We start from the raw sequence: 14612 nt of genomic DNA on the forward strand, positions 1-14612 counted from the left end.
TCAGCCGCTCCATCCGAGGGGCAGGAGCTCGACCGACGGCCGCACCTCGAGGGAGCCGAGGTCGAGGTCGAGGGAGATCAGTGCGTCGACCCACGGCTCGAGCTCGGTGCCGATGTCGATGCGGGCCCGCTCGTCGGCGGCTTCCAGCGGCAGCTCGAAGGCGACGCTGCCGGTGCGCGGAAGCCCGACGTGGGTGGGGGCGCGATAGAGGGAGTCCTCCGGGCGCTCGCTCGCCGTGTACACCGTGCCGTCGTCGAGGGTCAGCCGCACGTGCTCGAGGGAGCGGTCGGCGTCGGTCTCCATGGCGGCGATCTCCAGGTCGAGGACCAGCCACATCCCCGTGTCCCGCCATCCGCTCTCGTCCGAGATGCGCTCGCCGAGCCGTGCGTCCGTGACGGCGCCCGCGAGCGTGCGGGTCTCGACGTGCTCGCCGACCGATGCCCAGGTGCGGAACGGCTCGCGCATGACGTCGTCGTCGGGGGTGAGCTGCATGACGCCCCAGGCCGCGCCGACGAGGGCGAGGCCGGCGCCCCAGCGGAGGGCGGCTGCGCGCCGGATCACGATGCCCCGCTTCCAAGGTCCTCGACGGCGAGGGAGACGGTCGCGGCTTCGGCGAAGTCCGTCCACTCGTCCTCGTGCTCGAAGGTCGTGTAGACGAAGAGCTCGGGGTCGCGGAGGGCGATCTCCACGGGCTCGCCGTCGGCATAGCGATCACCCGGGACGACCCAGGACAGCACCAGGGTCTCGGGCACATGCGGCTGCAGCACGACGCCCGACGTCTCGTCCTCCAGGCGCACGACGCTCATCTCGGCGTCCCGGTCGAACTCGTCGAGCTCCGTGTGCGGCGCGAGCACGCTCGACTGCAGGGTCGTCGTCGCGTAGAGGGGCCGGTCCCACCGGCTCTCGACGTCGACGACCAGGGCGAACACGCGGTCGTCGGAGTCGTCGTCGGGGGAGCTCCCCGACCCGGACAGCTCGTCGATGACGATCGCGCGCTGCACCGTGATCCGCAGGGCGTCGTTCACGTGCTCCTCGCCCGCGGCGACCGAGACGATCGTGGGCGGGGGCACGGGCGCGTCCTCGAGACCGCCGAACATGGCCGTGGCACCGAGCGCGAGCCCGGTGAGGATGGTGGCGCTCCACCCGGTGGGGATGCGGTCGATGAGGTTCCGCGCCCACGCGCCGAGGGCGGGTGCTCCTCCGCCGCTGAGCGCGGCAGCGTTCACGGCGGTCGCCGCCGACTCCGAGGCGGCGGCCTCCGTCGGCCGCGCGCCCTCCGCCTCCTCCATGACGCAGAGCATACGACTCAGCAGACCCACATCATCCATGCCCGCCGCCGCGGGGATCGCGCTCGTAGGCTGAGCGCATGGCCGAGCAGACACCATCCGAGGGCACGGACGAACTGGTCGAGCGCGCCGTCGCGCTCGCGCGGCGCTGGGTCCACGAGGCGGCTGAGGCGGAGGTCGATCCGGCCGCGAAGCGCCTCGCCGGCGTGCTGCAGGATCCGAACGGCCTGCCCTTCACGCTCGGCTTCGTCGACGGGGTCATGCGCCCCGAGAGCCTCTCGGCAGCGGCGTCGCAGCTCGCCCGCATCGCCCCGAAGGCGCCGCGCTTCCTGCCCTGGTACCTCCGCCGCGCCGTGCAGGCGGGCGGCGTCCTCGCTCCCGTCGCCCCGATCGCGGTCGTCCCGGCGGCCCGCGCCGCTCTGCGGCGGATGGTCGGGCACCTCATCGTCGACGCGCGGCCGGAGAAGCTCGGGCCGGCGATCGAGAAGCTCCGCGAGAAGGGTGCGCGGCTCAACCTCAATCTCCTCGGCGAGGCCGTGCTGGGCGAGAAGGAGGCGCGGCGTCGCCTCGAGGGCATCCACGATCTCGTCCGCCGCCCCGACGTGGACTACGTGTCGGTCAAGGTGTCCGCGATCGCGAGCCGCCTCTCGATGTGGGCGTTCGACGAGACCGTGGAGCTCGTCGCCGAGCGGCTCCTGCCCCTCTACCTCTCCGCGGCGAAGAACGGCACGTTCCTCAACCTCGATATGGAGGAGTACCGCGACCTCGATCTCACCATCGCGGTCTTCCAGCGCGTGCTCGACGACCCGAGACTGCACGGCTACCACGCCGGGATCGTGCTGCAGACGTACCTGCCCGACGCGCTGCCGGCGCTCGACCGCCTGACGGACTGGGCGACCGAGCGCGTCGAGGGCGACGGCGCGCCCATCAAGATCCGGCTCGTCAAGGGCGCGAACCTGGCGATGGAGCGGGTGGACGCGACTCTGCACGGGTGGGAGCAGGCGCCGTACGACACCAAGCTGGACACCGACGCCAACTACATCCGCTGCCTGCGGGCGGCCTTCTCGCCCGAGCGCACGCGGGCCGTCCGCATCGGGGTGGCCGGCCACAACCTCTTCGACATCGCCTTCGCGTGGCTGCTCGCGGGGGAGCGCGCGGTGCGCGATGCGGTCGAGTTCGAGATGCTCCTCGGGATGGCCGAGGGCCAGATGAAGGCGGTCTCGCGCGAGGTCGGGCGCGTGCTCCTCTACGTCCCCGTCGTGCACCCCGACGAGTTCGACGTCGCCGTGAGCTACCTCGTGCGGCGTCTCGAGGAGAACGCGTCGAGCGAGAACTTCCTGTCGGCCGCCTTCTCTCTGCACGAGGACGAGACGCTCTTCGCGCGCGAGGAGAACCGCTTCGCGGGCGCCGTGCGCCGAGCCGACGACGCGTCTCTCGCGCGCGGGCCGCGCCGTGCGCAGCGGCGGGTCGACGACGCGGACCTCGATGGCGGTTCGGGTGACGCGGCGTCGGATGGCGATGGCCAGCTCACGCAGGTCGTGCTCGACATCGCAGCGGGCGAATCCGCGTCGGCCGCGGGCTTCGAGGACGACTGGGTCGAGACCGCCGTCTTCGCGCGAAAGGAGAGCGCGGCGGCGGCAGGCGCGCCGGGGTTCCGGAACACCCCGGACACCGATCCCGCCCTGGCCGCGAACCGCGAATGGGCGCGGGAGATCCTCGCCCGCATTCCCGACTCGCGCGCAGGAGCCGACACCGTCGCGACGTCGCACGTGGCGAACGCCGGCGCGCTCGACGAGATCGTCGAGCGCGTGCGCACGGCGGGCAGGGAATGGGGCGCGCGCCCCGCGGCCGAGCGCGCGGCCGTGCTGCGCCGTGCCGCCCGGGCGCTCGAGGCGCGGCGGGCCGAGCTCATCGAGGTCGCCGCGTCGGAGACCGGCAAGGTGCTCGCCGAGGCCGACACCGAGGTGAGCGAGGCCGTCGACTTCGCGAACTACTACGCCGCGAACGCGGGCGAGCTCGACCGGGTGGCCGGGGCCGTCTTCCAGCCATCGGCCGTCACGGTCGTGGCACCGCCCTGGAACTTCCCCATCGCCATCCCGTCGGGCGGCGTGCTCGCCGCGCTCGCCGCGGGCTCGGGCGTCGTCTTCAAGCCCGCGCACCTGTCGCGGCGCTGCGCGGCGGTCGTCGCCGAGGCGCTCTGGGACGCGGGCGTGCCCCGAGACGCGCTCGCCCTCGTCGCGCTCGACGAGCCCGAGCTCGGGCAGCGCCTCGTCTCGCATCCCGCCGTCGAGCGCGTGATCCTCACGGGCTCGTGGGACACGGCGCAGCTCTTCCGGTCGTGGCGCCCCGATCTGCCGATCCTCGCTGAGACGAGCGGCAAGAACGCGATCGTCGTGGCGCCGTCGGCGGATCTCGACCTCGCTGCGGCCGATGTCGTGCGCAGCGCGTTCGGCCACGCCGGGCAGAAGTGCTCTGCCGCATCGCTCGCGATCCTCGTCGGGCCGGTCGGCCGCTCCCGGCGCTTCGCGCGGCAGCTCGTCGACGCCACCCGGTCGCTGCGCGTCGGACCGCCGCACGACCCGCTCTCCGAGATGGGGCCCGTGATCGAGGAGCCGCAGGGCAAGCTCGCGTGGGCGCTCACGGAGCTCGAGGAGGGGGAGTCGTGGCTCCTCAAGCCGCGCCGTCTCGAGGACGCTGATGCCCGCTACTGGACGCCGGGCATCCGGATCGGCGTGCGGCCCGGTTCGCGCTTCCACCGCGAGGAGTTCTTCGGGCCCGTGCTCGGGATCATGCACGCCGCGAGCCTCGAGCAGGCGATCGAGCTGCAGAACGCCGTCGACTACGGTCTCACCGCCGGTCTGCACACGCTCGACCCCGACGACCTCGAGCAGTGGCTCGAGACCGTGCAGGCCGGGAACCTCTACGTCAACCGCGGCATCACGGGCGCGATCGTGCAGCGGCAGCCGTTCGGCGGCTGGAAGCGCTCGTCGGTCGGAGCGGGCGCCAAGGCCGGAGGGCCGAACTACCTCGTCGGCCTCGGATCGTGGCGCGCGACGAGCGGAGGCCCGTCGTCGCAGTCGCTGCACCTGCGCGGGCTCGACACGCGCATCGCCGCGCTCATCGAGGCCGCGCAGCCCTCGCTGTCGTACGACGAGTTCGAGTGGCTGCGGCGCGGCGCGCTGTCCGACGCGATCGCGTGGGACCGCGAGTTCGGCCGCGTCAAGGACGTCTCGCGGCTCGGAATCGAGCGCAACCTCTTCCGCTACCGTGCGGCCTCTGTCGCGATCCGGGCGACCGCCGACGCTCCGTGGCAGGCCGTGCTGCGGGTCGTGATCGCGGGCGTCCGAGCCGCCGACTGGTTCTCCCTCAGCGTGCCGTCGGGGCTCCCGGCGGCCGTGCGCCGTGCGCTCGGCGAGCTCGACGTGCCGGTCTTCGTCGAGAGCGACGCGGAGTGGATCGAGCGGATGGCCGGAGCCGCGCCCGCCGACGAGGCCCTCGAGGGCGGCGAGGCTCGAGACGTCTCCGAGGAGGAGGCCGACGACGCGGCGGTGCCGACCTCGGAAGACATCCTCGGGATCCGACGCGAGCGGCCGTCCCGCGCGCGCCTCGTCGGATCGCGCGAGAGCGTCGAGCGTCTGCATCGAGCGCTTGCCGCGCGCGTCGAGGGCGATCCCGATCTCGCGGTCTATGCGGGAGAGGTCACCACGGCCGGACGCCTCGAGCTGCTGCCGTTCCTGCGCGAGCAGTCGATCTCGATCACGGCGCACCGCTTCGGCAATCCCGACGACCGCTTCTCCGACGTGATCTGACGGTCAGCGCGGCGCGGGGCCTGATCAGCGCGGCGGCAGCACGTCGGCGAGATGCGCTCGCAGCTGCGCTGCCACGTCGACACTGTCGCGATCGTAGAGCCAGTGGTACTGGAGCCCGTCCCACAGGGCCAGCACCCAGAGCGCCTCGTGCGCGGGGTCGCGATGCGGCGGGAGGTCTCCGGCCGCCGCAGCGGCACGGAACATGCTCTCGAACCCGTCGAGCGCGGTCGCGTAGCGGTGCGCGACGTACGCGTGCGCCGGATGGTCGGCGGGCACGGCCTCGCACGAGATGACGGCGTAGACCTCGATGAGGCCGGGCTCGTCGCGCTCGTTCGCGGCCGCGGCATCCGCGAACCCTCGGATGACGTCGGCAGGCAGGTCGCCGGACATCGAGCCCACCACCCGGTCGATGCGGCGGTCGCGCTCCTCGAGCACCGCGAGCAGCAGGGCGTCCTTCGAGGGGAAGTGATGGTACAGAGCGGACTTCGACACGCCCACGCGCTCCGCGATGTCGCGCAGGCTGGTGTCGCCGTAGCCCTCGCGGGAGAACAGGGTCGTCGCGTCGGCGAGGATGCGCTCGCGTCGGGCGCGGCCTGATCGGTACCCCGTCTCCTCGGCGGGCGGCGGGACGAGCGGCGGCATCTGCGGCGTCTCGGGGGGCCTCGCCGGCGCCCCGTCCTCGGGGTCGCGCCAGCCGAGCGGGAACGACAGGAGGCTCTCGTGCCGCTCGAGCGCCGCGACGACGTCGGAGCGGTCGGGAAGGTACCGCTCGATCACCTGGAGGGCGTCCCACGCCGCCATGAGACGCACGGCCTCGGCGTCGGGGGTGCGGTCCGTTCCCACGAGGCCCTCCGCCTGGGCTGCCTCGATCGTCGCGGCGGCGAGGGGGCGGAACGCGTGCGCGCGGTCCCGCAGCGCGGCGTGCGCGGGATGCGCCGCGGCGGAGGCCTCGCCGATCAGGGAGGAGAAGAGGGGGAGGTAGCCGGGCGTGCGCGCGTTCCGCCGCGCGATCGCCGAGAACGGCAGCTCCCCGGCTGAGCTCGACGAGAGGTCGTCGAGCAGCTCGTCGCTCCTGTCCTCGTCGAACCGCTCGAGCACGAGGCGCAGGAGCTCCTCCTTGCCCGAGAAGTGCTTGAGCAGCGCGGGATGGCTGACGCCGGCCTCCGCGGCGATCTCGCGGAGGGAGACGGCGCGGTAGCCGCGCTGGGTGAAGAGCGCGAGCGCCGCATCGACGAGCGCCGCGCGCGTGCGCTGGGTGCGGGCCCCGCGGCTCGCGTCGGCTGTGATCTGCACGTGCCCTCCCGGCTTCCATCGTACTTCGGTTACCGATCGGTCGAGGTTCAGTTACCAGTTGGTCGTTTTTCATGTACGCTGGCGCGTTCGTCGGTGCAGACGAGAGAAGAGGACACGACGATGACAGAGATGTCAGCGGCCGCATCGGCGGCCTACGCAGGGACCACGGGCTTCAAGGCGCCGGGCACGACGCCGGCCCGCACACCGCGCGGCTACACGCCCGGGCTCGCGACGGTGAACTTCGGCATCTACATGGCGCTGCTGACGCCGGTCATGGTGTCGATGGCGTTCAAGGTGCAGCACATCGCCAGCTCGACCGAGGAGGCGACCGGCCAGCTCGGCCTCGTCCTCGGCGTCGGCGCGCTCTTCGCCCTCGTCGCGAACCCCCTCGCTGGCCGTCTGTCCGACCGCACGACGTCGCGCTTCGGCATACGCCGCCCGTGGATCCTCGGCGGCGGCGTCGTCGGGCTCGCGGGCCAGGGCCTCATCGGCGCGGCCACCTCCGTCTGGGCCGTGCTGATCGGATGGTGCGTGGCTCAGACCGCGCTGAACGCTGTGCTCGCCGCGGCGAACGCCACGCTGCCCGACCAGGTGCCGGTCTCGAGCCGCGGCCGCGTCTCAGGCGTCGTCGGCATCACCACGCCGCTCGCGATCCTCGGCGGGAGCTTCCTCATCAACTTCATCGCCGACGATCTCATGCGCTTCCTCGCGCCGGGCCTGCTCGCGCTGCTGTTCATCATCCTCTTCGTCCTCGTCCTGAAGGACCGCCGCCTCGAGCACAAGCCCGCTCAGCGCTTCACGGTCGGGCAGTTCTTCGGGTCGTTCGTCTTCAACCCGCGCAAGCACCCCGACTTCGGCTGGACCTGGCTGACGAAGTTCTTCGTCATGTTCGGGTACGCCGGCATCGCGACGTACCTGCCGTACTTCCTGACCGAGAAGTTCGCCCTCGACGAGCAGGGGGCGATCTCGACCATCCTGCTCGCCAACATCGCGTCGACGCTCGCGATGGCCGTGTCGAGCCCGATCGGCGGCTTCCTCTCCGACCGCTTCGGCAAGCGCCGCCCGTTCGTCGCGGCTGCCGGGCTCATCATGGTCGTCGGGCTGGTGCTCCTCGCGTTCGCGCCGTCGATCCCGGTCATCGTCGTGGCGCAGGCGATCATCGGCCTCGGCGCCGGCTCGTTCTTCTCGGTCGACCTCGCGCTCGCGACGGAGGTGCTGCCGAACGCCGAGGACACCGCGAAGGACCTCGGTGTGCTCAACATCGCCAACGCGCTCCCGCAGTCCATCGCGCCGGCGATGGCCCCCGGCATCATCGCCCTCGGCGCGGGCACGGCGATCGGCGGCTACTCGACCTGGTACCTCTTCGGCGCCTTCGTGGCCTTCCTCGGCGCCGTGCTCGTCTACCGCATCAAGGGAGTGAAGTGACCGACCTCCAGGCGCCGACTGCCCGTCCCTGGCTCGACGCCAGCCTGCCCGTCGAAGAGCGCGTCGAGCTGCTCCTCGCTGAGATGACCCTCGAGGAGAAGGCGGGGCTCCTCTTCCACACGATGATCGGCATGGGCGACCTCGACGCGTCCAACCCGATCTTCGGGACGCCGTCGGCCGTCGAGTACGTCGAGCAGCGGCGCATGACCCACTTCAACCTCGTCGGCGGGGCGGCGACGGCGCGAGAGATCGCGGCGTGGCACAACGCCGTCCAGCGGCTGGCGGCGTCGACGCGGCTCGGCATCCCTGTCACGCTCTCGACCGACCCGCGGCACTCCTTCACCGACAACCCCGGCACCGGGATGATGGCCGGCCCGTTCTCCGAGTGGCCCGAGCCGCTGGGCCTCGCGGCCATCCGCTCGGAGGAGGTCGTCGAGCGCTTCGCCGACATCGCGCGCCAGGAGTACCTCGCCGTCGGCATCCGCGTGGCACTGCATCCGCAGGTCGACCTCGCGACAGAGCCGCGCTGGTCGCGGCAGATCGCGACGTTCGGCGAGGACGCAGAGCTCACGGCCCGCCTCGGCGCCGCATACGTGCGGGGCTTCCAGGGTGAGGCATTCGGGGCCGCGTCCGTGTCGACCATGACGAAGCACTTCCCGGGCGGCGGGCCGCAGAAGGACGGCGAGGACCCGCACTTCGCCCACGGTCGCGAGCAGGTCTACCCGGGCGGAGCGTTCGAGCACCACCTCGAGCCGTTCGAGGCCCTGTTCGACGCGGGGACGCGCCAGGTCATGCCGTACTACGGGATGCCTGTGGGCACGGAGCACGAGGAGGTCGGCTTCGGCTTCAACAAGTCCGTCATCACGGGCCTTCTGCGCGAGCGGTTCGGCTTCGACGGCGTCGTGTGCACCGACTGGGGCCTCATCACCGACGCCGAGATCTTCGGCGACCCGTTCCCCGCGCGGGCCTGGGGCGTCGAGCACCTCTCGCCGCGCGAGCGCATGAAGAAGGTGCTCGAGGCGGGAGCCGACCAGTTCGGCGGCGAGGCGTGCCCCGAGCTGCTCGTCGAGCTCGTCGCCTCGGGCGAGGTGCCAGAGGCGCGGATCGACATCTCGGCGCGCCGCCTGCTGCGCGATAAGTTCGCGCTCGGTCTCTTCGACGACCCGTTCGTCGACGAGGACGCGGCAGACCGCATCGTGGGCAGCGCGGAGTTCCGCGCTGCCGGAGAAGCCGCGCAGCGTGCCTCGATCACGCTGCTGACGAACGGGGTCGACGGCGCCCCCGCGCTCCCGCTGCGCCGAGGGCTGCGGCTCTACGTCGAGGGCATCGATCGGGAGGTCGCTGCCGCGTACGGATCGGTCGTCGATCGTCCTGAGGACGCGGACGCGGCCATCCTCCGCCTGCAGGCGCCGTACGAGGCTCGCCCGACCGCGTTCGAGAACCTCTTCCACTCCGGATCGCTCGACTTCCCCGACGACGTCGTCGCCCATGTGCGCGACATCGCCAGCCACGTGCCGACGGTCGTCGACGTGTTCGCCGAGCGGCCGGCCATCCTGCAGCCGATCGTCGAAGCCGCCGCTGCCGTCACGGTCAACTGGGGCGCGAGCGCAGCCGCGCTGCTCGACGTGCTCACCGGCGCGTCGGCTCCCTCAGGGCGCCTCCCGTTCGATCTGCCCCGCTCCATGGCGGCCGTCGAGGCGTCGCGCCCCGACGTGCCGTTCGACACGGCCGACCCGCTCTTCCGGTTCGGTCACGGGCTCGGCTACTCGGCCTGAACCCGGACCGCCGGCGTCGGCTCGTGGCCCGACGCCGGCGGTGCTCCGTCCTGCCACGACCCCTCGATCGAAGGAGATCTTCGTGCACACAGCACACGTGCGCCGCATCGGCCTCGCCGCTCTCGCCACCGCCGCCCTCGTCGGCGGGACGACCGCTTGCGCGGCGTCCGAGAGCGCCGATGCGACGGCATCCGCCCCGCCCAGCGAGCAGGGCGCGGTCACCGTGTACCTCACGCGCCACGGCGAGACCATCCTCAACGCGCTCGAGCGCGCGCAGGGCTGGGCCGACTCGCCGCTCACCGAGGACGGCGAGCAGCTCGCCGTCGACCTCGGCGAGGGCCTCGCCGAGGAAGGTGTCGAGTTCGAGGCCGCCTACTCGGCCGACATGGTGCGCCACTTCGACACCGCATCGCTCGCGCTCGAGGGCGCGGGTCAGACCCTCGAGCCTCAGCGCGACGAGCGCCTCCGCGAGATCGCGTTCGGCAGCTTCGAGGGCAGCGAGAACGAGGTGATGTGGAACACCGCGGCGCAGAGCCTCGGCTACGCCGACCAGGCCGAGATGTTCGGCGACTTCGGCGCCGACTTCTCGTTCACGGACGCGCTCGACGCGATCGCCGCGGCCTCGACCGATGAGGAGCTGCCCGCCGAGACGAGCGACGACGTCGGCGCTCGGGCGATCGAGGCGCTCACGGAGATCGCGGAGGCGCAGAGCGAGGCCGGCGGCGGCGATGTGCTCGTCGTCTCGAGCGGCATCACGATCATGGTCGCGCTCGAGGCCCTCGACGCCGACCTCAGCGAGGTCACGGCGGGCATCGAGAACGCCGCCGTGAGCAAGCTCGTCTACGACGACGGCACCTGGACCGTCGAGAGCGTGAACGACCTCAGCTACGTGGAGGCCGGCGCCGAGCTCTGACGCTCGCTCCCGGCGCCCTGTGCACGCGCCCCGCGGATCGGATGGTCCGCGGGGCGCGGTCGTGTCCGGCGTCGCGCTGGCGTGTCGGGAGTCGCGCTGGCGTGTCCGGCGCGGCGCAGGCGTGTCCGGATTCGGATCGGTGGGGCGCGTGTGCGCGTGTCGGCCCCAGGAGCTCACACCAGCCCCACCGGTCCGATTCCGGGAGCGTTCACCGGCAGCGGGCGCTCACAGCGGGCACGCCCTCGGCAAGATCGTCGTGGTGCCCTGACGCCGCGTTCTCACCGACGACTCGGGATCGCCGTGGAAGAATGACCTCGGCGTGCCCGGATCGCGGCTTCCAGCTCCGCCGGGCCTCTGGACAGCGTCCGCCGCCCGTTGCCACGACGAGGAGCGAAATATGTCCGTCGCGTCTCCCGCGCCCACCGAGGCGCCGACTCGCACTCAGCACAAGCGGCGCTATCTGATGTGCCGCCCCGAGCACTTCACCGTGTCGTACTCGATCAACCCCTGGATGGAGCCGACGCGGCCGACCGACACCGCGCGGGCGGTCGCCCAGTGGCAGGTGCTCTACGACACCTACCGCGAGCTGGGGCACGAGGTCGAGCTCATCGAGCCCCTCGCCGACTACCCCGACATGGTCTACACGGCGAACGGCGGCTTCGTCATCGACGGCATCGCCTACGGGCCGAGCTTCCGCTATGTCGAGCGCCAGGGCGAGGCGCCCGCGTTCATCGACTGGTTCCGCGCGAACGGCTTCGAGACGGTCGTGCCCGAGGAGGTCAACGAGGGCGAAGGCGACTTCCTCCTCGCGGGCGACGTCATCCTGGCGGGCACGGGCTTCCGGTCGACGGGCGACAGCCACGCCGAGGTGGCCCGCGTGTTCGGCCGAGAGGTGATCAGCCTCAACCTCGTCGACCCTCGGTTCTATCACCTCGACACGGCGCTCAGCGTGCTCGACCCGGTCGAGGACGAGACGACCGGGCCGGCGAACATCGCCTATCTCCCCGGCGCATTCGACGAGCGCAGCCGCGCGATCCTCGAGGAGCGGTTCCCCGACGCGATCCAGGTCTCGGATGAGGACGGCGCCGTCTTCGGCCTGAACTCCGCCAGCGACGGGTACAACGTCTTCATCTCGCCGCGCGCGAAGGGCTTCGAGGCGCAGCTGCGCGAGCGCGGGTACAACCCGGTGCTCATCGACCTGTCCGAGCTCCTGCTCGGTGGCGGCGGCATCAAGTGCTGCACGCTCGAGCTGCGGGGCGCGAAGTGACCACGGCCGAGACCGCGACGAGCCACGTCGCGCACAACTACCACCCCCTTCCCGTCGTCATCGCGGGCGGCGAGGGCGCGTGGGTGACGGATGTCGAGGGCAAGCGGTACCTCGACATGCTCGCGGGGTACTCGGCCCTCAACTTCGGCCACCGGCACCCCGACCTCGTCGCGGCCGCGACGGAGCAGCTGGGGCGGATCACGCTGACGAGCCGCGCGTTCGACAACGACCGCCTCGAGCCGTTCGCGACGGCACTCGCCGAGCTGTGCGGCAAGGACCTCGTCCTCCCCATGAACACCGGCGCCGAGGCCGTCGAGACCGGCATCAAGGTGGCGCGGGCGTGGGGCTACCGGGTGAAGGGCATCGCCGACGACCGCGCGAAGATCGTGGTCGCACACGGCAACTTCCACGGCCGCACGACGACGATCGTGGGCTTCAGCGACGACCCCGAGGCGCACGACGACTTCGGGCCGTTCCCGGCCGGATTCGTGGCCGTGCCCTACGGCGACGCCGACGCGCTCGCCGCGGCGATCGACGACGACACGGCAGCCGTGCTCATCGAGCCGATCCAGGGCGAGGCGGGCGTCGTGATCCCGCCGGATGGCTACCTCCGGCGGGTCCGCGAGGTCACGCGCGAGCGCAACGTGCTCTTCATCGCGGACGAGATCCAGTCGGGGCTCGGCCGCGTGGGCGAGACGTTCGCGTGCGATCGCGAGGGCGTGGTCCCCGACGTCTACCTGCTCGGCAAGGCGCTCGGCGGCGGCATCCTGCCGGTGTCGGCTGTCGTCGCGGATGCCGACGTGCTGGGCGTCATCCGCCCGGGTGAGCACGGGTCCACGTTCGGCGGCAATCCGCTGTCTGCGGCCGTGGCGCTTCGCGTCGTCGAGCTGCTCGCGACCGGCGAGTTCCAGAAGCGCGCGCAGCTCCTCGGTGCGCACCTGCGGGAGAAACTCGAGGCGCTCGTGGGGCAGGGCGTCACCGAGATCCGCGTCGCCGGGCTCTGGGCCGGTGTCGACATCGACCCGTCCATCGGCACGGGGCGTCAGGTGTCGGAGGCGCTCATGGCGCGCGGCGTGCTCGTCAAGGACACCCACGGGCAGACCATCCGGATCGCCCCGCCGCTCGTCATCCGCGCGACCGAGATCGACTGGGCGCTCGAGCAGCTCCAGGTCGTGCTGGCGGATCTCGCCGGCTGATCCCGTTCCTCCAGAAGCCCTCCGCCCCGCCAGGGGTCGGAGGGCTTCTGTCGTCCGGCGGTTTGCGGATGGTCCCCGCGCCGCGTAAGGTACCGACTCGGCGTCGTTGAATCGTTTTATGAGAGCGCTCACATCGGAGCGCGAGGACGCGGACGACGTCGAACGGATTCAAGGAAGAGACGACTCACATGGCACGCATCGGAGCGAAATCGACCACGGGGTGGAAGGCCACCATCTCGGTCGCGATGTCCAACTACATCGAAGCGGGCTCGATCATCGCGATCGCGACGAGCCTCGGATTCTGGCAGGCGCAGTTCGGGTTCACCGACGGCTTCGCTGGCCTCCTCGCCGCGCTCAGCGCGAACGCGTTCGGCGCCGCGATCGGAGCGATCATCGGCGGGCCGCTGTGCGACCGGTTCGGGCGCAAGTTCATCTACACCTACGACCTCATGGTCTACATGGTCGGCGTGCTCATCGCGGCATTCGCCGTGAACGAGTGGATGCTGCTCGCGGCGTTCGTCATCACCGGCATCGCCGTCGGCGCGGGCGTGCCCGCCTCGTGGACCTACATCGCCGAGGAGGCGCCCGCCGACAAGCGCGCGGCCCACGTCGGCACGGCGCAGCTCGCCTGGTCGGTGGGCCCGATGATCGGCTTCCTGCTCGCTGCTCTGCTCGAGCCGCTCGGACTGCTCGGCTCGCGCATCATCTTCGTGCACCTCTTTGTCGTCGCCTTCGTCACGTGGTGGGTCCGGCAGGGGCTCTCCGAGTCGAAGCGCTGGAAGGCCTCGCGCGACGACGCCTCCGCCAACGCGGTCGGCGGCAAGGGGCTCAAGGCGCTCTTCGGCCGCAAGCAGAACCTCACGGCGCTGCTGTTCCTCATCGGCGTCTACGGCTTCTGGAACACCGTCGCGGGCCAGGCCGGCATCTTCATGCCGCGTGTCTACGACGCGGCGGGCCTCACCAATGCGCAGCAGCAGTTCTTCCTGCAGTCGCTGCTGTGGCTCTTCACCGTGCTCGGCACCTACTTCGGGTTCATGCGCTTCGCCGACCGCGTCTCCCGTCGCCTGCTCTATGTGGTCGGCGCGGTCATGGGGATCGCCGGATGGGTGGTGCTCGTCTACCTGCCGGCCTCCGCCGTCACGATGCTCGCGTTCGCGGTGCTGTGGGGCTTCGCCTCGGGCATCGGCGCGCAGGCGTTCTACGGCCTCTGGACCGCCGAGCTGTTCTCGACTCGCTACCGCGCGTCGGCCCAGGGCGTGCTGTTCTTCGCCGCTCGCATCATGGTCGGCATCCTGAGCTACGGCTTCCCGGTCTGGCTGACCACGATGGGTCTGCACGGACTCGGCGCGCTGCTCATCGCCATCCTCGCGGTCGCCCTGCTCGTCGGCGCGATCTGGGCACCCGAGACGCGCGGCAAGACGCTCGAGGAGATCGAGGAGGAGCGCTACGGCGCTCCCGCGACGTCGCTCGTCTGAGCTCCCGCAGCACGAAGCCCTCCTGCGCTGACCGGCGCAGGAGGGCTTCGTCGTCGCTGCTAGGCGCCGCGGGCGTCGGCGATGTCGCCGCCGTGCGATATACATGGGGAGTTCTACCCGGGGAGTATTCCTGTATTGCAGAAGAATGCTCCGGCCTCACAGAGGAGTCCCCA

General features: G+C 71.6%; 10 protein-coding genes. 7 read left to right on the forward strand and 3 right to left on the reverse strand.

Annotated elements, in window-relative coordinates:
* Entirely contained in the window at positions 1–561 is a 561-nt protein-coding gene (locus ACOWU6_RS13770) for a hypothetical protein (RefSeq protein ID WP_421076029.1), read from the reverse strand.
* A complete protein-coding gene (locus ACOWU6_RS13775; RefSeq protein WP_421076030.1) occupies positions 558–1289 on the reverse strand; it encodes a hypothetical protein in 732 nt (243 codons plus the stop codon). The genes ACOWU6_RS13770 and ACOWU6_RS13775 overlap by 4 nt, the downstream gene beginning before the upstream one ends.
* Before the next feature lie 77 nt (positions 1290–1366).
* Here ACOWU6_RS13775 and ACOWU6_RS13780 point away from each other — a divergent pair, with 77 nt between their 5' ends.
* Entirely contained in the window at positions 1367–5095 is a 3729-nt protein-coding gene (locus ACOWU6_RS13780; RefSeq protein ID WP_421076031.1) for a proline dehydrogenase family protein, read from the forward strand.
* Between the two features lie 24 nt (positions 5096–5119).
* On the opposite strand, the gene ACOWU6_RS13785 is transcribed toward ACOWU6_RS13780, so the two are convergent.
* Positions 5120–6388, reverse strand: coding sequence for a TetR/AcrR family transcriptional regulator (locus ACOWU6_RS13785; RefSeq protein ID WP_421076032.1), 1269 nt, complete (start codon positions 6386–6388; stop codon positions 5120–5122).
* A 120-nt stretch (positions 6389–6508) separates the two neighbouring features.
* On the opposite strand from ACOWU6_RS13785, the gene ACOWU6_RS13790 reads away from it, so the two are divergent.
* The 6 genes from ACOWU6_RS13790 to ACOWU6_RS13815 all read left to right on the forward strand — a co-directional run bounded on the left by ACOWU6_RS13790 (position 6509) and on the right by ACOWU6_RS13815 (position 14439).
* Positions 6509–7813: an MFS transporter gene (locus ACOWU6_RS13790; protein ID WP_421076033.1), complete on the forward strand. Its 1305-nt coding sequence runs from the start codon at positions 6509–6511 to the stop codon at positions 7811–7813.
* Entirely contained in the window at positions 7810–9588 is a 1779-nt protein-coding gene (locus tag ACOWU6_RS13795; RefSeq protein ID WP_421076034.1) for a glycoside hydrolase family 3 protein, read from the forward strand. The genes ACOWU6_RS13790 and ACOWU6_RS13795 overlap by 4 nt, the downstream gene beginning before the upstream one ends.
* Before the next feature lie 82 nt (positions 9589–9670).
* Positions 9671–10501, forward strand: coding sequence for a histidine phosphatase family protein (locus ACOWU6_RS13800; RefSeq protein WP_421076035.1), 831 nt, complete (start codon positions 9671–9673; stop codon positions 10499–10501).
* A 397-nt stretch (positions 10502–10898) separates the two neighbouring features.
* On the forward strand, positions 10899–11768 hold the full coding sequence (gene ddaH, locus ACOWU6_RS13805) for a dimethylargininase (protein WP_282980086.1): 870 nt from the start codon (positions 10899–10901) through the stop codon (positions 11766–11768).
* Complete coding sequence (rocD, locus tag ACOWU6_RS13810) at positions 11765–12964, forward strand: ornithine--oxo-acid transaminase (RefSeq protein ID WP_421076036.1); 1200 nt, start codon at positions 11765–11767, stop codon at positions 12962–12964. Before ddaH ends, rocD begins: the two co-directional genes overlap by 4 nt.
* 188 nt (positions 12965–13152) lie before the next feature.
* Positions 13153–14439: an MFS transporter gene (locus ACOWU6_RS13815; protein WP_421076037.1), complete on the forward strand. Its 1287-nt coding sequence runs from the start codon at positions 13153–13155 to the stop codon at positions 14437–14439.
* Positions 14440–14612: the final 173 nt, after the last annotated feature.

This window comes from Microbacterium sp. SA156 (genome assembly GCF_049065455.1).
Classification (GTDB): Bacteria; Actinomycetota; Actinomycetes; order Actinomycetales; family Microbacteriaceae; genus Microbacterium; species Microbacterium barkeri.